At 26.2% G+C, this 23,441-nt stretch carries 15 protein-coding genes; 1 reads left to right on the top strand and 14 read right to left on the bottom strand.

Annotated elements, in window-relative coordinates; all coding sequences use genetic code 11:
• Positions 1-7 precede the first annotated feature (7 nt).
• The 10 genes from Q5O44_RS06690 to Q5O44_RS06645 all read right to left on the bottom strand — a co-directional run bounded on the left by Q5O44_RS06690 (position 8) and on the right by Q5O44_RS06645 (position 11,048).
• Positions 8-328 (bottom strand): hypothetical protein, encoded by a 321-nt coding sequence (locus Q5O44_RS06690; protein ID WP_022167627.1) that lies wholly within the window; start codon positions 326-328, stop codon positions 8-10.
• 372 nt (positions 329-700) lie between these two features.
• The gene (locus Q5O44_RS06685) at positions 701-1,801 is read right to left on the bottom strand and encodes a BRCT domain-containing protein (protein ID WP_022167626.1); all 1,101 of its coding nucleotides are present in this window, start codon (positions 1,799-1,801) and stop codon (positions 701-703) included.
• Between the two features lie 6 nt (positions 1,802-1,807).
• Positions 1,808-2,221 (bottom strand): hypothetical protein, encoded by a 414-nt coding sequence (locus Q5O44_RS06680; protein ID WP_022167625.1) that lies wholly within the window; start codon positions 2,219-2,221, stop codon positions 1,808-1,810.
• Between the two features lie 421 nt (positions 2,222-2,642).
• Entirely contained in the window at positions 2,643-2,864 is a 222-nt protein-coding gene (locus Q5O44_RS06675; protein ID WP_022167624.1) for a WYL domain-containing protein, read from the bottom strand.
• A gap of 238 nt (positions 2,865-3,102) precedes the next feature.
• Positions 3,103-3,279 carry an HTH domain-containing protein gene (locus Q5O44_RS06670; protein WP_022167623.1) on the bottom strand — a complete coding sequence of 59 codons (177 nt, stop codon included), beginning with the start codon at positions 3,277-3,279 and terminating at the stop codon, positions 3,103-3,105.
• Positions 3,280-3,337: 58 nt separating this feature from the next.
• A complete protein-coding gene (locus Q5O44_RS06665) occupies positions 3,338-3,646 on the bottom strand; it encodes a nucleoside triphosphate pyrophosphohydrolase (RefSeq protein WP_022167622.1) in 309 nt (102 codons plus the stop codon).
• Between the two features lie 60 nt (positions 3,647-3,706).
• Positions 3,707-6,178, bottom strand: a complete 2,472-nt coding sequence (locus Q5O44_RS06660) for a DEAD/DEAH box helicase family protein (protein WP_022167621.1) — start codon at positions 6,176-6,178, stop codon at positions 3,707-3,709.
• Between the two features lie 289 nt (positions 6,179-6,467).
• Positions 6,468-9,053, bottom strand: a complete 2,586-nt coding sequence (locus Q5O44_RS06655) for an SNF2-related protein (protein ID WP_022167620.1) — start codon at positions 9,051-9,053, stop codon at positions 6,468-6,470.
• A gap of 2 nt (positions 9,054-9,055) precedes the next feature.
• Entirely contained in the window at positions 9,056-10,327 is a 1,272-nt protein-coding gene (locus tag Q5O44_RS06650; protein ID WP_022167619.1) for a hypothetical protein, read from the bottom strand.
• Between the two features lie 10 nt (positions 10,328-10,337).
• Positions 10,338-11,048 carry a DNA mismatch repair enzyme MutH gene (locus tag Q5O44_RS06645; RefSeq protein ID WP_022167618.1) on the bottom strand — a complete coding sequence of 237 codons (711 nt, stop codon included), beginning with the start codon at positions 11,046-11,048 and terminating at the stop codon, positions 10,338-10,340.
• Between the two features lie 314 nt (positions 11,049-11,362).
• On the opposite strand from Q5O44_RS06645, the gene dcm reads away from it, so the two are divergent.
• A complete protein-coding gene (dcm, locus tag Q5O44_RS06640) occupies positions 11,363-12,592 on the top strand; it encodes a DNA (cytosine-5-)-methyltransferase (protein WP_022167617.1) in 1,230 nt (409 codons plus the stop codon).
• 2 nt (positions 12,593-12,594) lie between these two features.
• Here the strand turns inward: dcm and Q5O44_RS06635 are convergent, their stop codons facing one another.
• The 4 genes from Q5O44_RS06635 to dptF form a co-directional block, all read right to left on the bottom strand.
• A complete protein-coding gene (locus Q5O44_RS06635) occupies positions 12,595-14,016 on the bottom strand; it encodes a Sau3AI family type II restriction endonuclease (protein WP_022167616.1) in 1,422 nt (473 codons plus the stop codon).
• Between the two features lie 92 nt (positions 14,017-14,108).
• A complete protein-coding gene (gene dptH, locus Q5O44_RS06630; RefSeq protein ID WP_022167615.1) occupies positions 14,109-19,340 on the bottom strand; it encodes a DNA phosphorothioation-dependent restriction protein DptH in 5,232 nt (1,743 codons plus the stop codon).
• Positions 19,321-20,688, bottom strand: coding sequence for a DNA phosphorothioation-dependent restriction protein DptG (gene dptG / locus Q5O44_RS06625; protein ID WP_022167614.1), 1,368 nt, complete (start codon positions 20,686-20,688; stop codon positions 19,321-19,323). The genes dptH and dptG overlap by 20 nt, the downstream gene beginning before the upstream one ends.
• Positions 20,688-23,138: a DNA phosphorothioation-dependent restriction protein DptF gene (gene dptF / locus Q5O44_RS06620; RefSeq protein WP_022167613.1), complete on the bottom strand. Its 2,451-nt coding sequence runs from the start codon at positions 23,136-23,138 to the stop codon at positions 20,688-20,690. Before dptF ends, dptG begins: the two co-directional genes overlap by 1 nt.
• Positions 23,139-23,441 lie beyond the last annotated feature (303 nt).

Below are 23,441 nucleotides of genomic sequence, written 5' to 3'. Positions count from 1 at the left end.
AATAAATTTACCATTCACTTCTAAGTTTATTATATAATTTATTTATTTCATTTAATATGATTTTATTTATTGATTTCTCTATATCTTCTATCTCATCATATGAAATATCATCAATTTTCTTATCAGTAACCTTCCATGATTTCACAACTTTCCATTGCCAATCATTCTTCATTTCTTTTGTTGGAGAAATTATATTAAATGCCTTCTCACAACGCTTTTTAACTTCTTCCGGCTGGTTTATTGAGGTAAGAACAAATGCTAATCTAATACTATCTTTAATTTGAAATTCAAAACAGTATGGTGTTGCACATCCCCATCCACTTTTCACACGCCTCCATTATCACACCTCCTATAATAAATATATATATATATATTATTTTTGAATATTCTATATTTTTACTCTAAAAAAATATCTCCTTTTTAGTAAACATTCTTTAATACTATTCCTTCATACTATTCTCCGCCCCTCCATTCTCCTACTATTTTCTCTTTTGCACCATTTTCCTTAGTTTTTATTAAATCTGCATAGTCATAGTTCTCTCCTAAATATCTATATTTATCACTTCTTAAATATTCAAACAATATTAGAGAATTTTTTATTTTATCATCTCACTTTCTCACTCCAACTTATACCATTTTATCATAACAAGAAAAAGATCTGCTTACACAAAGTATAAACAATTCTCTTTGCTTAATTGTTTTATTTATTGATAATACTCCAAAAATCATCTTCAGATATTAATTTAACTCCATACTCTTTAGCTTTTTTAATTTTTGTTACTCCTGGTTCATATCCTACAACCAATATATCAGTTTTCGCACTAACATTAGTTGTTGTAACTGCTCCATACTGTATTGCCACAACTCTCATTTCAACTCTACTTTTTGTCATTTCTCCAGTAAAAACTACTCTTTTATTTTTAAAAATATCTTCTATTTTATTGTTCTTTGCATTTTCAAGTAATTCCTTTTCCTTTTCTTTTTCAACCTTATCATGCTTCTGAAACTTCTTTCTTACATACCCTGTTAAATCATCATCATCCATAGTTTTATAATTAACTTCATTAGTTAATGCAACCCACTTCTGTGGTCTAGTTATTTTTAATAATTCACATAAATCCAGAACATCTTGCACTGCATTATGCTTTTGATCATTACTAATATTATAGTATTTTAATAAACCTTCCAATGTATAGCTTTCTAATTTTATTATTCTTTTTATGGTATTCATGCTACAATAAAATAACTGATTTTTATCTATCCATTTCCAGTATCTTAGTACATTTCTATCAAACGCTGCATTATGAGTAATTATTGGGTACTTATATGTTTGAATAAATGCTTTAAATTGTCCTTTTAAAACTTCATCTCTTTCAATTGGCTCTAACCCTTGCCCATATCCTCTAACATACATCTCCTTATTTCTTATTCTTGCTAAATGTATTCTGTCTATTTCTCTATAATCCTCTAAAGCTATTGCTGATACCTCTCTAATTCCATCTTTTGGACTAAAACTCATTGGGGTTTCTATATCTAGTATAATAAACCTTTCCTTTTTTTGCATTTCAGCTAAATAATCTGGATGTATACTATGAAGCATATTGTTTATGCTTATAATAACTTCATTATCATCGACATATCCAACAACATCACATTCCATTGTTTTTTCACTATATGCACCTTTATAGTATATTTTTATATTTTTTTCTGCTTTGGGATATATTATTTGCCACTCTTTTAACTTATTTATTTTTTCATCCACAGATAAAAATCTCTTCCATCTTCCCCTAGGTTCTATCATTATTATTTATTCATCTCCTAGATTATGAAATTTCAAAAGCTTATCTACAGTAATATTAATTATAGAACCTTTAAAATTATTATAATATTCATCAATGAATTTAATTTCATTTCTATAACGCCTTAATTTTCTTCTATCTTTTATTTCTATGTCATATTTTGCTTTTAAATTATTAATGGTATCTATATTAAACCAATCAAATATTTTTTCCATTTGATTTTTAAGGTTCTTTAAACTATCAACTGTTAATCCATTTTTATTAATATCTTCTATTATTTTTATAATAGAACTTCTACTAGAACATATAACTCTAAATTCATCACTTACTTTTTCACTATCTACTATCATTCGTTTATACTCATCTTTTTTCCACCTCTCCTTAATTTCATTATTTATTTTCTTCTCATTTAATACTGACAATAAATCATCACCCTTTTTTACTTTTAATATTCTTTATGAATTTTATATATAAATAATTACTTTATCTTTAACTCTTTAATAAAGAAAAAGATATACATGTCTATGACATATATATCTTTTTACCATTTCCATTTTTAATTTACTCTACAAATTTTTAATAATTCATAATTATAATACCCCCAAAAAGTAACAGGAATCATATAACTATTTTCAGCAATCTTAATTACAACAAATTCATCAAAAGCTCTTTTTTAACTATATTTTCTTTCTTATATCAATATCTATTACATTGCCCATTTTAACTTTATCTTTATTATGTTTTATTTTTATCATTTCTGCCACCTTTTAAGTAATTTATTCTACGTCTATATAATAAACTTAAATGGTCACCTATATGGTCCCTTTAAAATATTTTTTAAATTTATTTTTCTTCATTTTCAGTCCATGAATACTCTTTAAAACCCATAGCATATGGGTATGTGATTTTTAGTTTTACTTTATAACTTTTATCTTTAAAAATTCCAAGCGTATTTTTTAGATAATTTGACAAATCAAAATCATCTTTTTCAAATTTCTCTTTTAACAATTCAATTTCTTTTATTCTAACTAATTTAAATTGTCTTAATGCATCTCTTTCGTCCATTTACCTATAAAATAATTAACTCCATAATAAGTATATAATCCATAAGGATGAATTTTTCTTTCAGTTATATTTCCTTGAGAATACATATATTTTATTTTTATTTTTCTACTGCTGAACTTAAATCATCATAAAAGTGTAAGCCTTGCCCCTTTAGAAAATCTTGAGTCTTAGATAATGATAATCTTTCATTATCACTTAGCTCTAAGTTTAATAAATAATCTTTGTTTTCTAAAATGTATCAACAATATCTACCTTTTACTTCTGTAATTGTAACTCCAGCATATTCTAAATCTTCTTTGTATCTTGTTATTTGTCTAATATCTACTTCTAATTCATCTGCTAATTCTTTTCTTGTAACTTTTTTTCTACTTCTAAGAATTGCTAACATCCTAAGTGCATTATTTACTTTTCCCATGATTTCTCCATATTAACATTTATATATTTTTAACTATTATTATCTGGTAATTATATATTTAATACACCTTCTTTAATACTATTCCCTCTTTAAAGCCACCACGTTCTTCAAGCTTTTCTTTTCTCTTATTAAGTAAATCTTCTTCAGTATATCCAAGATTATGTGCAAGTCCAAATAATACTTCCATAACATCAGCTAGCTCTTCTAAATTCTTATCTTCTAAATATTCATTTACTTCTTCCTTAAGCTTAGCTTCTAAAAACTTAGTCTTTTCCTCTCCATAAACTATTTCAGTTTCACACTTTTTCCCATCTGCTTCTATAACTTCAGGTATAAAATCCCTAACTAATTTATTATATTTCTTCATACGTCCTCCTGGTTACTTATTAATTAAATAAAAGTATTCTTTCTGATAATTATAAGCATCTTATTTATTTTTAACAAACCTATTTCTATAGTAACTTTGTACCCTTATATCAATTGCATCTTTCATATGCTTTTTAAACTCTTCTTTATTTATAAACTCTCTTAAATCATCAGTTAAAGCTAAAACATATCCTTCTTTTTCTTTAAAGAAATCACTATGAGTTTGTAATAAATATTTCACTGGATTACTTTTAGCTAATCTAATATATTTTTTACTATCCCATTCCATAAAGTCCTTTGTACTCTTATCCTTTAGCATATCAACTTTATTAGATCCCTGGTGATAAAATTCATAAAAGCTCTTATAAACATCATCTTCATCAATGTCCATCTTTATATCACCATTATTATAAAAGGCTAATAGTACTGGCATTTTATATGTTTTACTCATACTTGTAGTTTCTATCATATTAATAAATTCTCTAGCTCTTGTGTTATATAAAACACTTTCTTCTTCATTTAACTCATTAATATTATTTAAAAACTCCATATAATTAGCAAAAGGACTTAACCCCTTCTTAGTTTTAATATTATCATATATATCATCATCCATATTATTAAAAAATTCCACTCTTGAAGGAACGTGTCCTAAGTCTTCTTTTATACCATAATATTCTTCTCTAATTTTATCTCTAATGGTCATTTCTTTTTCTGCTTGCTTTTTAAATATATCCACCAACTTAAAATCAAAGTCTACAAAACAATCATCTGGAAACTCATAATCACTTTGATTATTTCTCTTACTGGCTTCTTTTGAATAACTTTGTCCACTTAATAAGAATGGTATTAAATTAGCTTTTTTGTAATTTCCTATGAAATCAAGTACATTTAAGTATTGTTTATCTTTATATTTTCTTAAACCTCTTCCAAGTTGTTGTAAAAATACTGTTGGAGATTGTGTAGGTCTTAAAAACATTACCATATCTATTGCTGGAATATCTAATCCTTCATTAAACATATCTACTGAAAATAGTACTTGTACTTCTCCCTTAGCTAAAGCACTTAATGCTTCATTTCTATTAGAAGAATATTCTCCACCTTCACCACTATATACAGCTACAGCTTTTATTCCATTTTCACTAAATACTTTTGCCATATATTCTGCATGATGTCTTGAAGTACAAAATCCTATAGCTCTAGATGACTTATATTTTCTATAATGATTTATTATAAGTTCTGCTCTTTTATTAAGCATTAATGCATCTTCTAATTCCTTATCATTGTACTTACCATTTTTATATTCAATATTATCATAATTTACTGTTTCATCATAAATACCATAATATCTAAAAGGAACAAGCCATCCCTTTTCAATAGCTTCCTTTAATCTTACTTCATAAACCATATTATAATCACAAAGAGCAAATACATCTTTAGAATCTAGTCTTTCAGGTGTTGCTGTAAGCCCTAGTAAAAACTTAGGTTTAAAATACTCCATAATCTTTTTATAATTATTAGACACTGCATGATGGAATTCATCTACAACAATATAATCAAAATAATCTTTTGAGAAATAATTTTCATTTAAATACTCATCTTTTCCTAATGTTTGAACTAATGAGAAAATAAATTTATTTTTAGTATCCTTTTGATTTCCATAGAAAAATCCTATATCATCAGAATTTCTAACATTTTTAAAGCTAATGGCTGCTTGTTTTAATATTTCTTCTCTATGAGCTATGAATAAAACTCTTTCATATTCTCTAGAATCAAAAGCTGCTAAGTAAGTCTTTCCTATACCAGTGGCAGCTACAACTAAACCTTTATCATATCCTTCTTCTCTACTTTGCTTTAATCCATATAAAGCTTCAATTTGAGCACCTCTTGGTTCGAAAATATTAAGAACATTATTTTCTTCACTATTTTCCTCTTTTTCAATATCACTTTGAACCTTTGGTTTCTTCCAAGACTTTGAATAATCTTTTAAAACATCATCAGTTATTTCATATGAATGATTGTAAAATAAATCTTCAAAGGTTTCATAAAACACATTAAAATCATTTGGATTAGAACTTTTATTAAATCTATAATTCCATTCAATTGAAGAGGTCAATGCTCCTCTGGAAATATTAGATGATCCTATATATATTTCACTATCTAATTCATTATGAAACATATATGCTTTAGGATGGAATGATTTCTTTGGATTATTATAAAATCTTAAATCAACTCTACTTTTAAGCTCATCTTTTAAAAGATATAAAGCTGATGGCTGAGTTATGTTAAGGTAGTTTCCTGTTAGTATTCTTATGTTAACTCCTCTATCTAACGCTTCTTTTAAATCGTTAAGAAGCATTTTTACTCCTGATTCCATAAGAAATGAAACTATTATATCTATTCTTTTTGCATTCTTAATGCTTGTTTTTAATCTATTAATTAAGTAATTTTTGTTACCTGTAATTGCATTACTGATTTCTTCTGTAATGCTTATTTCTTTTTCTTTTAGTACTTTCTTAGATATTTTGTTTACCATAATATTAACTCTCCATAATAAAAATTTTATTCCTTAAATTTAGCCTCATCGTTTATTATCTAGATACTATCTTCATTAAATTTAACTTATATTTATCCTACTACACAAATTGCAAAATTATTATATTAGAACTCTTTTTTATAATAATTAAAAATTTTATTCTTAAAATAAAGATGAAACAGTAAACTAATACCATTTCATCTTTTATCATTTATATAAAAATTTAACTATTTTATTAAATTTTTCAACAAAATTGCTATTTATATTTCTAACACTATTCTTTTATATATTAAAATCTTCTTTCTGATTCAATTATTTCTTTCATCTCATTAATTTCATCATCACTAAACTCAGGTACAAGATATTCACTATCTATTGCCTCTTGCATTCTTGCTTCTTTTTCTGATAACTTAGTATAAATTTTTTCATCTATAAAATTATACATTTCTCTCTCTGATACAGTCATTAAATAATAATACCGTGTACTTTCATTTTCTGAAAGCCCTAAACGATGAATTCTATCACGTGATTGTAGCATAAATGTTAAATTATAGTTAAACTCAAAATATACAGCATCATGCACAACTGTATGTAATGAAACAGATTCTCCTAGAGTATTAGGATTAGATACTAATACTTGAATTTCATCATTATCTTCTTTAAATTTATGAATTATCTCATCTCGAACTTCACGAGGAGTTCCCCCATAAATAAGTTCAGTCCTAATACCTCTCTCCCTCAGTTCTTTGGTAATCTTCTCCAAAGTATCAACAAACAGTCCCCATACTACTACTTTTTTATGATTTTTTAATATATCAACAACCAATTGAATTCCCCTATCAAATTTAGGAGAATTAATTTTCCTTAAGTCCCAATAATTGACTTCACCGATAATAGCATCATAAATTCCTTTCTCCAACTCTCTTTTAGTTCTCAAGCTTATCTGATCATAAGAGTCACTATCTATACCATCATTCTCACAAAAACCTAAATCACTATAACTTATTGACTTATTTATTAGTTCAGGATTAGTTGATAATTGAATTAATCTAATCAATATTGCTAAAGGATTTTCTAAAGTCGTATAAATTATTTCAGCTAATCTTAATTGTTCTATAGATGGATTTACTTTTATAATTTCATCAGGGCAAGCTTTTGGAACCCCTAGACTCTCTTTATTTGTTCTCCAAAAATATGGCCTTAATTTTTCATTAATTTCAGTAATTTCATCTTTTCCTGGATTTTTTAATTGATTTTTATCAAACCCAAAATATGAACTATACTCTTTTTTAAATAGAATATTTAAAAAGTTATATACATCTAAATAACTATTAGGTATTGGTGTTCCTGTTAAAACATACTTATAATCTACTTTATCAGCAATCTCTAGCGCTGCTAATGCTCTTTTAGCTTCTACCCCTTTAATACGATGCACTTCATCAAAAACCAACATCGTATCTGCATCTTGTAATAAACACTTTATAATTGAATTTTTAAATTTGGGTAATGCTTCATAATTAACAAGTATTAAATTAGCCATTGACCATTGTGATTCAAAAGCAAATATATTACCATTAACACCTTCATCATGTACAGTAAGTGTATTTAACTTCTTTTTATTTCCAAACACTACCTCAAACTCCTCTCTCCATGACATAAATGCATTAATTGGGCTAATTACTAGTAACCTTTTAATCGGTTGTCCTTTTTTTTTGCTATTTAAATAAGCATACACACCTAATATCATAGTTGTTTTCCCTGCACCAGGTACTGAAAAATTTGCCGCTCTTTTTTGTGTTAGCATATACATTGCAGATTGAAGCTGCAATTCTTTTAATGGTCTAGTTACCTCAGATTCAACTACACTTTTAAACTCATCATATTCTGCTCTCCATCTACTATCATTCTCTTTTAAGGTTAATCCTGATATTCTATACTCCTCAATCGAATATTTTTGATTATTAATATAGTTCTGAATTCGTGAAGAAACCTCAAATGAAAATCCTAATTTTTTTGATTGTTTTTTCGCTATAAAAATAATTTTTTCAAGTTCCCTATAAGTCAAATTTCTAGGAAAATAAGGATACTCGTAATCTCCAGTATATGAGGTAAATTTGCTTTTAAAAGACCTTTTTAAAGTTACTTGTTCATTACTTTTATCTCTAAAAAAGAAGCTTTCATCATTCATATCAAAAATTACTGAATTATCACTTATTTCATATATATTTTGAATCTTTCCAACATTAAATTCTTTCAAGAATTCATATACAACTTCTGTTGCTTCAATAACTTTTACCTCTGAATAATTATTATTCCATAGTTTAGTGAATTCTTCTTTTTTTTGCTTAACACGTTTACTTACATTCTCACTTATATCCCAAGAAAAATCTACATCAAAAGAATCATAATTATTTTCTATGGCATTTGCAGTTTCATTTAAAGAACCATTGAAATATATCATGTCACCTGACGAGTCTTCAAAAATACCCCATTTAGTATGAAATAAACCATTTCTAACTAATCCAAATTTTATGTCTACTCTTCCTATAGAAATTAAATAAGCTAAATTGCCTAACCTATACTTATCTACTTGAGTTAAAATTTCACTTCTAGAACGCTCATAATAGCCTTTTTGAATTTCATTAAAGTCTTCTTCAGATATATTTTGTGATATAATGAACTGTATGTATCCATCATTTTCACATATTTTATCTAGTCCATCTGCATAAATCGAAAGTGCTTTAGAAGAAAAATATCCACTTATCCTTTTATAACTTATTGATTCTTTTAAAACTAAATTATAGAATGCCTCAGACACATTATCTTCAATAGAACTATAACTTCCTTTAAGTTCTTTTTCTAATTCTCTTAACAATCTTATTCCTCCTTTAAAATAAGATTATCAACTTGACTTTTCAATTTTTTAAGCTCATTAATTAATTTGGTTTTATCTTCCTTTGTTAAACTACAAATTATTCCTCTATTTATAGACTCTATACTGTTAATAGCTTTTTCAACTAATTTTATAGGAGTATTTTTCTGTTTTTCATTCTCAGCTTTTTCTGAGTATTTTTTAGATATTGATTTTACATTTGCAATTGCTGTTTGAACTTGTTTATTTTCATTTAATCTTTTAAATAAATCAATATTATTTTTTATTTTCTTATTTGAATCAAAAAAATCAGTAATTACATCAGTGTCATCTTCTATTTCCTCAATAAATCCTTCTTCCTGACTAGAATTAATTACATTTTTTATTATTTGCCTGTATTCCTTTTTAAAATCTTCTTTCGATATACGAATTTGTAATATCTTTGAAAATATTGTATTCAAAATTTGGTCTAAATTATCTGATTTTTTAATATTTTTATATTGAGGAACTAAATCCTGCAATGGCCCATCTAAATCTAATTGCTTTGCTATTGCATAGTTATCTTTATTTGTATTAATAAACTCTAAAAACTTTACAATTAATTCTGCTTCATATATACGTTTATTTACTTCTGTGATTTTAATATTTGAATATTCAGAGTATTCTTTAGCACTCATTATATTATTTACACAAATTGTTTTATATGCATCAATTGCTCTATCAATCGGATCATAGTCTACTTTACCTAATTTTCCAAATTGTATTTGTAATTCTAATGACTTTATTCTTTTTAAATCATCCTGATTTTCAACACATAAATCATCTAATATAACTGCTTCAAAATACTGCTGTTCCATTATCTCTTCATCTTGTTCAAGCAATCTTTTGGCTGTAAAACGTCTATTTCCATCAATTACACGACCATCAGATAATACATATCCTGGTTCAGCTTGTCCCTTTATTCCAATGTCTCTTTTCAATATTTCCATTTCTTTTTTAGTTTTTCCATCCTCTTCAGCTAAAAAGCCTTGAATAACCATATTATACTCTTCATTATGACCTGGAATTAATTGTTCATTTTCACTTTCATATTCGGACAGTGCTACGCCAATACGACCATTTAAATCATTATAATATAGATATTTTAATGGAATAGAATATGTAAAACCATCATATTCCTTTCCATTCGCCTTTCGTATAGGTACATTAACCTTATGCCCTCCATCTTTAATAATATTATCTTTATATAATTCTAATAAATTAATTTTTTCAACCATTTTTCTTCTCCTAAATGTCTATTATTTCTTTTACATACTCAGCATTAAACCAAAATCTTTGCTTTGTAATTCTTTGTCCTGTTGGTAAATCACTCTTATCCTCACCATTTCTACCACCTGGACGTAAATGACCTAAACTATTAAATTTACTTGAAGGTAAATTATTTTTATATATAACTTTCCCATTTTTCTGAGTTACTTCAACTATTTCTAATTTATTTTCAATAATTATCTCACGCACTTTTTCCCATATTTCTTTAAGCCCATGATTTAAATCATATTGAGACATCTTCCAAACCTTTGCATCAAAGAATGTCATTTCACTATCATCAACTCTTTTACCTGAAGGATACTGCTGAAAAATAAAGAAAACCAAGATTTTTTCACTGAAATATTTGTATAAAGAACTTTGTTCCCACTGTGTCTCGCTAATCCATTTATTAAAATCAATTGGCATAAACGACATTGCTTCCGCTGGTTTCTTCATACCAGTTAATCTTATAGTTTTCAGAACTACCTCTACATTATGCTCCCCAAGCTCAAATTTATTACCCTTAATATTAAGCATAGCTCTTGCCAATTTAACAAATGATGCCTTATTATTCAAATATTCAACTCTTAACAACTCCTTTAATTCTGATACTTTTCTTCCTTTAAATCTTTCAATTTTTTTATCCAAATCTTGTTGTGCAGATTCCAGTATTATTTTATCTAAATACATTAGTAATTCTCCTTTTCTGAATAATATCACTATTTACTCTTTAAATCCAATTTTAGCTAAATTCCAACACAATTTTTTACCACTCTTTAGTATATTTTAATTTAAATACAAAGTTTTTTCCATATTTTCCTCAAAATAAACTCTTTATAATTTTAAACAAAAGCATATTAGTATCCATCATGGAAAAGTATTAAGGAAATACTCAAGAATATAAATTAATTACCAATATATAAAATTCATAAATTTTATAATTCGATCTTCACAAACACTCCTTTATATAGTATAATTACATAAGTACAAAGGAGGTAGAGTGCGTGAAGAAAACTATTTGTGAGCTTTTTTCTGGTGTTGGAGGATTTAGAATAGGTTTTGAAAACAATTCTAAAGACTGGACTACTGTTTTTGCTAATCAATGGGAGCCTAGTAAAAAAGTTCAACATGCTTTTGAATGTTATAAATATCATTTTAATGAATTTGGTGGTGTTACTGAATATAGTAATACTGATATATCTCAAGTCCCTACTAATGTTATTCCTGAGCATTCAGTATTAGTTGGTGGTTTCCCATGTCAAGACTATTCTGTTGCAAGTACTGGTGCTAAAGGTATTGAAGGAAAAAAAGGTGTTCTTTGGTGGGAAATTGAAAGAATTGTAAAAGATAAAAGACCTCCATTTATTTTACTTGAAAATGTTGATCGTCTATTAAAATCTCCTACATCACAAAGAGGTAGAGATTTTGGTGTAATTTTATCATGTTTAAATAATCTTGGATATTATGTTGAATGGAGAGTAATCAATGCAGCTGAATATGGTTTCCAACAAAGACGTAGAAGAACTTTCATTTTTGCTTGTCATAAAGATACAAAATTCTACTCTATAAAAGATAAACCTATAAAATCTATTTTACAAAACGAAGGATTTTTCAGTTCAATTTTTAAAGTTGAAGGCTTTGACGAATTACATATAAGCCATTCTACCATAGAATATAAACTTCCTATGGATATTTTAGAAACATCCAATAATTTTAAATTTGATTTTAAAAACTCAGGTGTATGCTTTGAAGGAAATATTTATACAGTTGAAACTTCGCCTTGTGAATTACTACATGATCCACCACTTACTCTACTAGATATATTAGAAAAAGAAGTAGATGAAAAATATTATTTAATTGGTGATGATTTAGATAAATGGACTTATATGAAAGGTGCAAAGGCTATTGAGCGAACTTCAAAAACTGGCCATAAATATACTTTTAGAGAAGGTGCATTATCTTTCCCTGACCCTATAGATAGACCTGCAAGAACAATGCTTACAAGTGAAGGAAGCAAAAATAGAAGTACACATGTTGTTGAAGATTTAACTACTGGAAAACTTAGACTTCTTACTCCAGTTGAATGTGAAAGAATAAATGGATTCCCAGATAATTGGACTAATACTGGAATGACACACTCATTTAGATATTTTACAATGGGTAATGCCTTAGTTGTAAATCTAATAACACTTATGGCTGAAAAACTATCTGATATTATAGAAAAAGAAGACTAAAATTAGTCTTCTTTCTCTATTTGTTCTTTTATATATTTAGCATTTAACCAAAAACATTTTCTCTTTTCATATGTTCCTTGAGGTGTAATCATCAAGTCTGAACTATCCTTAGCTTTTGGTCTTATATGTGCAATTTCTCCATCTTTTATTTTTATAAAGTTGTCATAATCACCTAATTTAATCTTTTCAACGGTGTCTTTCCATACCTTTTTCATGCTTCCTTCCAAATCACTCATTGGCATATTCCAAAACATTACTTTTTCAAGAATTATATCTTCTAAAGATACATCTGCCACTTTATCCTCTTTAGTCTTAAGCTTAAATATTATCCATAAATGCTTTTTATTCTCAAACTTATCTCTTATTTTAGAATCTTCCCATTCTTCATTAACAATTTCACAAAAATCTATTTGTTCAAATGACATTGATTCTTTAGGCATATTATTTGTTTTTAATACAATTGTCTTAATTTCAATATTTGCCTTTTGGAATTCAGATAGATTTTCGAGCTTGTCACCAAACTCTTTCACACATATATCATCTATTACTAATCTATTAAAACTTTTAGATTTTCTTTCTCTCGTAATATCATATTTTTCAATTATCTCTCTAAGTGATAAACCTTTTAGTCTTTCAAATGTGTCTAATACAGCTTGATCAAATGATACTCCCTTAATTTTATCAGATACACTTTTATATTTTTCCTGCTGTATATAAGTCTCTCTAATCATTAGTTCTTCTATTATAGAATCAACATAGGATCTCTTAAGACAAAATGCTCTCTGAGGAGCTTCTACATCAGAAAATGGTTGCTTTCTTTTACTTTTTTCAGCTGTGCTGCCTTTTGTACACGCACCTAAATATAATGTATCTCCTTCAGATATCTCTTCAGCTCGTCCTTCTTTAACTTTATTAACTATTATATTCCAATCTTGTTCAATAACTTTCATGTCTTCATCAGATGGAGTCCATAAATTTATTAATTCGAATTTTAAATCTTCTACGGCCACATCTTTTTCATTTAAATAGAACATTAATAATAATTCTTTACATTTTTTCATTAATGAATTATTATCCCAAGTTTCTTTTGCAACTTCCATATAATCTATAATTGATAATACAATTCTTTCTTTAGCAGAAATTCCTTTCTGTTCTCTTAATAAATCTGATTTTTCTTTTATTTTAATAGATTTAAGAGGAGCAACTTTTAATTCTACACCAGCTTCTTTAAAATCAGCTTCTTTATTTGAATTAACTTTATATCCAAAGAACTCCTCTTCTATAACTTGTCCAAGTCTTCCTTTTGCTTTTTTATTATCAAACCTATGGGTTAATTTTTCACCATAAAACTCTCTTAAGCTTGTATTAAGTAGATTTCTTGCATATTCTTTAATGGACTCTTTATCTTTACTACTATACTTCATAGCTTTCTCCTTCTTACTACATTCTTATTTTTATAAAAAATTCCTACAAATATCTATACCAACTATATAAAATCTGTAGGAATTTTATATTATTATTTTTTTATCCTATCTTTAAGTGATGATATACTTATTTTAATAGGCTTTGCAGGAATCATTTCTCCACTGTCATCTCTAATTGGTCCATACGAAATACAATTTCCTTTTTCTAAGTTAATTAATTTCTTCGTCCATATTTTTCTTTCCTCTGAGCTATTAGCAAATCCATTAGCTACAACTGAAGCTTCCTCTTCTGTTTGTGCAAAATAGACTTTTTGAGCTGAGTTTTGTAATCTACTTATGGTTGCTTTATCCATCTGACCTTTTAAAAATTGAGTTGAAAACCATGCTGACCATCCAAATTTTCTACCTTCTGTCAATATCTTAGTTGATGGTGAATTATCCCCAAAGTTTAAGTTTTGAGCTTCATCTAAAATTACAGCAAAAGGCTTGTCCTTACTTCCATGTTGTGTTTTATAGTTCCATAAGTCCCATAATATCATTTCTGTTATTATTCTTTGTACATCTTTTGTATAACCTGTTAATTGAATTATAAATATTTTTCCACCATCCTTATGTAAATCATCCCATTGGAATTCTTTACTTTCTTCAAATGTATTTTTATCTAATAATACATTTAATTGAGATAATGCTGTTTGTGCATATGAAGATTTATCTTCTTCCAACTCATTTCTAAATGTTCTTAAGTTTAACTTTCCATCATATCTATCTAATCCATTTTGTACAGCTTGGTAAATAGAATTTAATTGTTGAACACCTAATTCTTTATAAACTGCGCCTATAACTGATTTAAATCTTTCTGCTACATCAACTGAATCTTCATAAATGAAAATATCTTCATCTAATTCTTTTTGCCCTTTTTTAAACGGATTTAAAGGGAATTTATCTCTTGCTACTATGAATTGCTTCAATCTATCACCAATATATTCTTTAAATTCTGGTTCCAATTGAGATGATTTAAATCCGTCAGTATAATCAATTATTATGGCAGGCACTCCATTATCAACTAACTCTTTTAAAGCGCATTGAATAAAATATGTCTTTCCATTTCCAGATTTTCCTGTAATAAGCATGTGTCTATTAGCTAGCCCTTTATTTCCATATTCCCAATATATTTTCTTAGTTGATCCTTCTGCTTCTCCTAATAATATTCGCATATCATTTTTAAAATTTTTATTTTCATTATTTTTTTCTATTATTGGCTTAGTATCTATTGGCTCTAAATCTCTATCTAAACATTTATTCACATCTAAATCATTATCTACTTTTTCTTCTGGAAAGTTATCTATTACTTCATTTTCACTATTAATTTCATCTATGCAATCATCATTAACTTCTTCATCAATTTCACTATCTTGTATCCATTCAGTCTCTTTTAGACCTTCTAAGTTTTTATTTCTTAACAAATCATTTATTGGTATGTCTAATTCTCCATTACCTAATCGCATATCTAATTCTGTAATGCCTTCAGCTACCCCATAATAAGCATCATCTTCTGTTAACTCAATATAAAGAATATCCTCATCTTTTCTAATACTTCTCCATGTATTATCTTTTTTAAATGAAATTAGAGCACCCTTACCTATGATATCTTCTAATTCAAATGACACATTATATTCATCATTTAATAATAATTTCTTTAGCCTTGTAATTCTATCAAACTCTTTATCGTTCCATATATTGTTAACACATAATTTTTGAGCATTTGTTATAAATAATTTTATAAAGAAATTCCTAAAGAACTTATTTTTAAAAACTTTTCTATCATTAATTTTATATTGAGTTAATTGGTTTCTTAATAATTCATAAGTATTAGCTAATTGCTTTGAACCTTTATTAACTACAGTCGCAAAATTATATCCAACCTTTACTTCAACAGGATAATAATACACTTTTAAATTATCTTCATCTTTAATATTAATACCAATAAATATTAAATCATCACTATGCATTCCCTTTTCTTTTAAATTTTTAAGTGAAAATATTCCTTCACTTTTATTTAATTTAACTGCACTAGATACCCTTATTATCTCTTCTAAAGAGATTGGAACCCATATTATATCTTCATGATTTAATATACTTAATCCATATTTTAAAGCAGAAATTATACTAAGTTTTTCTCTATCAAACTCACTTTTATTAGCAATTAGATTAAGTAACCATTCTCCATTAATACTATTGAAACTTTTTATTATTTCATTTAATTTTTCTTCATTTACATTTTCAATATTCTTTTTACTTAAAAATTCTTTAATAATATATTTATATTGTTCTGATTTATTTGTAACTGTAATAGTATCATATTGATCTGTAGAAGTATATTGATCACTATAATGAATTACTACTAATTCATCATTGTTATCTTCTTCAAAGTACTCCAATCCAAAACTTGGTTCAATGAAAGTTACCCAATTAGATGAATTAAATAATTTTTCTTTTACTTCTTCAGCTAAAGTTAATGGTCTAGTTACTATTGATGTATCCTTTCTATAAGGGTTTATTCCTCCATTATAGCAGTTCACAGCTAATTCATTTAAGTTTATTGCAGTTCTAATTAATTCATTTTTATTATCTACTAAATTTCTTGTACCAAATCCAATTCTATAATCATTATTGTTATTATTTGATGTTACCGTAGATAATAATCCTCCTAATGATACTCCTGCTTCAAGACTGCTAGCATTATCTTCTGCTGCCTCTTCACTAGCACCAGTTTTATAAAAAGATATATGTGCATATTTATAATTTATATCATTATGTTTATAATACCTTATATTTTGTAATGCCATTCTCATAATATCAATTTCATCAAATTGATTATTCTTTGACTTAAATGATATATCAAATTCTTCTTGCAATTTTTCAATACTATTTATATCAAAAAATCTGTCAAATTCAGATATTCCTTTGCCATTATAAACATTTATTTCAATTGGAATAATATTTTCCGAGTCACTATTAATTTGATTTTTAATAAAATCAAATACACCTCTTACTACTTCCCTATCATTCTTAATATTAATTATATTAATTTTTATAGGAGCTCTATATCCTTTTGGGAATAAATAACTAAAATTATTTATAAATTGATTTAACTTTTCTTTTACTACTTTTGCTACAAATGCATTTGTTTCCCCAACTGAAACAGCCTCTTCTTTTTCATATATTAACCATTCCATATTTACTTTTTGATAAATAGGTTTATATAATTTATTTTTATCTCCATAAATATATGGTAGCAAACTATTTGGAGTTAATCTTTCTAATATATGAGTTTCTACATTATCATTACTTAATTGCTTATTTACTTCTAAGCTATAAGCAATATTAATTGGAGACAATGGAGTAAACATTATCTTATCATCGCTTTTTATAGTACCTATTTTTAATAAATCTCTCTTTAACTCATCATTAGCGATAATGTCTTTTGATTGAATCTCTTCAATTTCTTTATTGAATATATTTAAATACTCTTCATAAAGATTTCTAAGTTCTTCATCTATATATGTTAAGCTAGGTATATTATTTTTTCTGGTGTAGTACTCAATAATATTAAGATAAGCATTTGTTAATTCAGTACTAAGCTTTAATTCCTTCTTTGCTATTTCATCTATCTCAAGTACTCCATATAATATTTTATTATCAATAATACTTTTTTCCTTAATAAAGGTTTCTTTAAGTTTTTCTTCTAAGTAAAATTCATCTGTACCTTGTTTTATTTTATTTTTTTCCCAAGTAAACCCTTCGCACCTTTCTCTCTTTCTATTCATTAAATTTATAGAGTGAATAGGTCTACTTCTGAAGTTCTGTTCTTTGATTTCTAATGGAACTATACCTTTATCAGATTTCAATATAACTCTTAATGAATCATCATCCCATGCAGATGACATATTTGAAATTCTTACTGAACTGTTTTCAGTTACCTCTAAAATATCATCTGAATTATCAACATTAACTTCTTTCAAATTATTGCAAGTTCCAAACTTAATTTCACTTCCATCACTATTAATCTGAATTCTATTTTTATTTCCAGACCCTGTTTTTATTTCATATATTGTCTTAATAGACTTCAAGTAATCCTCTTCTATATTCACAACTGCAACATTAAATTCATATTTTGATTTAGCTTGTTTCTTATGCTCATATACAAGTCTATAGAAAGAAGAGTCATACTTATCTGCTGGTAAAGTAACTGTCATCGTTTTACCTGATACCGTAACAAACTCCTTACTTTTTAGCTGAATGTATTCCGTATATAGCGTTTCAGTAAATTTAAATTTAAGCTTTATTGAATCAAGTTTTCCATTATTAAATACAATTATATGTCTTTTTCTCTTTCCTGATGCAGTATCCGCTTTTGCTTTTTCCCAATACACAACTCCTTCAGAAATAGTTTTATTCATATTCTCTTCATATCCGAGAGGCTTATTTTTTAAATTATCTTCAAAAGATTGCTTTACTGCAACGTAATCAGTTTCTCTCCAATTCTCTTTTTTTAATTTTTCTACACCTTTACTATCAAATAACTTTTCCAATTGCTGTTCTTTATCTTCATATTCTTGATAACCTTCTACTTTTGAATATAAATTATTATTTTCTTTAAGTCTCTTTTGAATACTTTTTACATTAGACTTTGAATAAGTATCTAAAGCTTTATCTGGAAACAATCCTATTTCTTTATAATCCGATTTATCTAATGAATTCTTATTTATAATTGATAGTACTTCCTCATAGTCCCATAATGATACGTTATATACATCTGATAATTTATTATTAATATGGAACTTAACAATTTCCTTATCAATTTTGCTTAATTGTGATTTTTCCATTTCATTATTTAAGTTATTAGAGATATATTTAACATTAAGTGGCATACCCTCTGTTTTCATATCACGGCATCCGTTTTTTATACTATCATTAGGCTCATTACAAATTATTAATAAAGCTGTATTTTCCCACTCATTTTGCTGTTCTTGGGAGGCATTTCTAATTGTAACTAAATATGCTGGTGTAACATTTATTGTTGATGCCACAACAACTTTTACATCATCTTTAAGACTAATAGAAAATGTACTATATTCACTTCCTAACTTATGTCTATAACTAAATTTATTTACATTTTCACTTTGAGATAATTCATTATAAAACTTCTCAACTTGATCTTTTTCATCTAATTGTATATAGTATCTTTCCCCTGCATTAACTTCATTGGACTCAAAATACTCCACTACCTTATTTGATAAATATTTATAAAATTGATTTGACATATTGAGCATCCCCACTATCACTTTTTTTATCTATTAAATTTAATTTACCTAATAAATCAATAACTTCAACTTGAGAATATGAGTCTAAAAATAACCCTCTTCTTTCGTATTCTTTAAATAAATCTTTTAAAGTTATTTTATCCTCCTTTATACATATAGCAGTAATCATAAGTAACATTTCTTGTGTCATATTTAACATATACCCATAGCTACCGCCCCTTATCTTTAAGAAATATTTTTTTCCTATTTCTTCAATCCATAGCGCATATCTACTAATCGTTGCTTGTTCTATTTTTTCTGCTAAAGATTTTTCTAAAGTATTTACTAATTCTTCAAATTCTAATTCTACATCAACAGGTTCTTGGTCAAAATTATTTCTATAGATTTTAATCCATTCATAAATAGTGCTTAAATAATTATTCTTTTCTTCATTAGATAAACTATTAATCATATCTACTATTTCAAAATATGTAAACCCCTTAACACCACATAAGAAATTTAAATGTTCAATTACATTAATATTTATTAACAAATTTCTACTTTCAGCTTTTATTAATGAATATCCATTTACTACACTCTTTCTATTTTTACTTGCTTTTTCCCAATCTAATAAATAAAATACTTTTTCTACCTCAGAAAAATTTGCCTTATCTTTTTTATTTAATTTTATTGATAATTGAGTTATATAATAAAAATAATAATATGCTATTAATTGTTGGAAATTTTTCATGAAAAATTCTTTGTGCTTTATAAGAAAGTTAAAATCTTCCTTAGCTACCTCTGTAATAAAATCTAATTTATTAATATATACTTTTTCAGCCTCTCTCTCTTTTAATCCACTTAATTTAGACAATACTAATTTTATTATCATATTCTTAGTTTCATCTTCTTCAAAAATAGAACTTATATTATTATCACTAAATAAAATATCATACAAGAATTGAGCTATTTTCTTTTCGCCTGCAATTTCCGTTCCCTTATCTAGTTCTATATAATTAAACAGTTTTGCATGGAATACTTTTATATCTCCATCTTTATCTATTAAATACTCTTTTACCAATTCTTTTAAATACTTCTTATCATCTTCATTATTACATTTAACAACTTCTACAATATTATCTATGGATTTAACAATATCAAAATCTTCTTCTAATTCTTTTCCGTTTATAAGTCTAACTACTTCCCCTGTGACACCTGAGAATTTTCTTTTAAACTTAGGCCTCTCTGGATTTCTAGTTCCAAAAGGCAAGAATGGAGCAGCAATATTAATTGTATGTTTTCCGCTACCTGGTTTATCTCCCATGTGCATTGACTTTTTTAACTTATTTATATTTTCTTCATAAACCATTAGCTTTCCATCCTTTCAAAAATAAATTCTTCATCAAAATCATTTTCATATATTAAACTGAATTTTCTATTGTTTCTTTTATCCTCAATTAAAAGTTCATTCTCCATATTTCCATTTAATAAAAGCTTGTCTATAAATTCAACAAATAAAACACCTTGTTCTTTATCGTTCTTTGTAACATGGTATCCATTATTTACTTCCACTATTTTTTTATATAATTGATAATCTACATCTAAAGTTTCATATAATTCTCTTCCTACAATTTCATATCCTAATGTGATATTGCTTTTAAATCTCTCTAGACATTCACTACTAAACTTTTCACACATTCCTTTTTTATTTGTAGCTTTTATTTTCAACTGCTCTGCTACATTAAAATTTTCTAACTTTTCATTTAAGTATATATAGTGTTTCTTAGGTGAGCCATTCCATTTATATATTGCATTTTCTACTTCATCAAACATTATTTTATATTCTTTTCCCATTCCACAATTGTAATAGTATAGATATTTCATATAATCATTATACGCACTATCTTCAAATATCTCCTGAATTGCCTCATTTCCAAGTATATATGCAAATCTAATAATAGTATCTATATACTTTTGTCTTAAGGCTTCTGACACATCATTTAAACTATATATATCACCTAAAATTACTTCTATAATTTCACAAGTACTATCATCAAAGTATTGACTTAGTATATGTTTTAAATTACTGGCAATATTTAGAGTTACTATTAACTGGTCTAGTTTTTCATGTCTTAATCCTAAAGGATTTTCAATACTTATAAGTTTTAATAGTGCTCCTCTTTCTTTTGAATTAAATATCATATTAGGTAAAATAGCATCAATATAATCAATACTTGAACTTGTAATATCAAACTCATCAATATTTGCTGGAACTATTAGCTCATATATAAAATTTAGTAGCTCTCTTGTACCTAATATTCTTTTATTTTTAACCATTGCTTTAATTATGATTTGAGTTACTTTATCAACTACACCTTCAATAGATAAAATTTTATAATTCTCTATTACAGGACTATCTAATTTCTCTTCAATATCCTTTCTAAATGCATTATAAAAAGGATTATTGTCATTTTTATCTACTATTTTATATAATAATGATTTTATATATTTAGATTTTGGACCTTCTGCTGTTAACTCATAAATATTATAATCACCAAAGCTTACTAATTTAAAATTATTTGATGAACTACTTTTACTAATTTTTTCTTGATTGAAAATATTACTATTATTAATAAATTCAATAAGCTTAGTATACTCTTCTTTTACACCATCTGCTTGCAAGAAATTATTTAATACTCCTAAATTAATAGCAAGTATAAGTTTTTCATTTGTTTTTTCTATATTTTTATCACTAAAGCCACTTAAGACCTTTTTTAATGTTTCTATTTCAGTTTGACTTGGATCAAAACTTTCAGTAGCATCATTATGGATTTTAAAGTTACTTATAATTTCCTTATATTCTTCATTAACATATGCTAATAAATGTGACTTTCCATCTCCTACACTTCCACATAATAATACTAACTGTGATTGCTCTGAGTTATTTGCTTCCTTTATTAGTTCAAGTAATTCGTTTTGAATATTTCTATCTACATGAAGATATTTTTTAAAAGTATCTAGCTCAGTACATGATTCAACTGCTTCTTTTGCTGATTCACTTAATTTAGATAATTCATTTAATAAATAACTACCTTTTAACTTTTTGTATGTATATATATATTTCTTTTCTTCTTCGTTTATATTAGTATTATTAGAATTTATAATAATCTCCTCATCTATATCCTTAGTATCTTCAGCTAATATTTTATCAGTATATTCATATCCTAATATCTTCATTGCAGCTTCTTCAATTTCTAATTCTTCTCCAACAAGACTAGCGTCTCTTTCAATACCTTTTTCCTGTACTAATTTCTTTTTATTAGATGACTCTATATATTCCTCAATTTTTCTTTTAATAATATTATCAATTTGATCTAAATTTAAGCCATATCCATTTGGAAATTTTGCTGGTTCGTATTCTGGTACTATTTCTTCATGGTTAGATGCGTATGTTTCAAAGAACCATTTAACAATTACATAAAGCTTTTTATAGATTTTAACTGAATATTCTATATCATTATTAGTACCTTCATGTATTGCTTTATTTCCTGTTATTCTAATAAAATCAAATTCAGATAATATTTTATCACTTATAATTCCTTCTTTATGTAGTTCTCTTATTCTTTCATACTGTGGTACTGTTTTCAGATAATATAATTCTTCTATTTCTGCTACATTAATTAATAACTTTTCAGCAAATAATCTAGACTTCGTTATAGCAGCACTAGAATTGGTATATATATTTTCTTCAATGTACTTTCCCATATTATAAAGATCCGCAAACTCATCTTTTAGAACTTCAAAAAAACTATTATTCATAATTAATCCTTTCTATATTTATAAGAATCCTACTGTATTATTTATACTAATTCTCTCTGTTTGTAACTTAACATAATTATATTTTATTATAACAAACATCTTCCTCATATTTTGTTGTAAATTGTCGAAGTGATTTGGAATATAAATGCATTAATTTAAAATTTATTATTAAATATGTAACTTAATAAATTTTATTACTTTATTTCATTAATCTATTTAACAAATTTAAATTCTATTTATATTATAAAGTAATACTAGTAGAAAAGGACTATTGAAAGAATGATATTACACACTTCTTCCAAC

It is taken from the genome of Clostridium sp. CAG:221, assembly GCA_000435835.1.
Taxonomy (GTDB): Bacteria; Bacillota; Clostridia; order Clostridiales; family Clostridiaceae; genus Clostridium.
The sequence above is the reverse complement of the archived record's forward strand: the minus strand, read 5'-3'. Positions and strand labels throughout refer to the sequence as shown.

What these genes read in the sequence shown, in the direction of transcription:
- Q5O44_RS06685 (WP_022167626.1), bottom strand. Translation starts at nt 1,801, where the DNA reads ATGATAGAACCTAGGGGAAGATGGAAGAGATTTTTATCTGTGGATGAA.
- Q5O44_RS06675 (WP_022167624.1), bottom strand. Translation starts at nt 2,864, where the DNA reads ATGGACGAAAGAGATGCATTAAGACAATTTAAATTAGTTAGAATAAAA.
- Q5O44_RS06670 (WP_022167623.1), bottom strand. Translation starts at nt 3,279, where the DNA reads ATGGGAAAAGTAAATAATGCACTTAGGATGTTAGCAATTCTTAGAAGT.
- Q5O44_RS06665 (WP_022167622.1), bottom strand. Translation starts at nt 3,646, where the DNA reads ATGAAGAAATATAATAAATTAGTTAGGGATTTTATACCTGAAGTTATA.
- Q5O44_RS06660 (WP_022167621.1), bottom strand. Translation starts at nt 6,178, where the DNA reads ATGGTAAACAAAATATCTAAGAAAGTACTAAAAGAAAAAGAAATAAGC.
- Q5O44_RS06650 (WP_022167619.1), bottom strand. Translation starts at nt 10,327, where the DNA reads ATGGTTGAAAAAATTAATTTATTAGAATTATATAAAGATAATATTATT.
- Q5O44_RS06645 (WP_022167618.1), bottom strand. Translation starts at nt 11,048, where the DNA reads ATGTATTTAGATAAAATAATACTGGAATCTGCACAACAAGATTTGGAT.
- Q5O44_RS06635 (WP_022167616.1), bottom strand. Translation starts at nt 14,016, where the DNA reads ATGAAGTATAGTAGTAAAGATAAAGAGTCCATTAAAGAATATGCAAGA.
- dptH (WP_022167615.1), bottom strand. Translation starts at nt 19,340, where the DNA reads ATGTCAAATCAATTTTATAAATATTTATCAAATAAGGTAGTGGAGTAT.
- dptG (WP_022167614.1), bottom strand. Translation starts at nt 20,688, where the DNA reads ATGGTTTATGAAGAAAATATAAATAAGTTAAAAAAGTCAATGCACATG.
- dptF (WP_022167613.1), bottom strand. Translation starts at nt 23,138, where the DNA reads ATGAATAATAGTTTTTTTGAAGTTCTAAAAGATGAGTTTGCGGATCTT.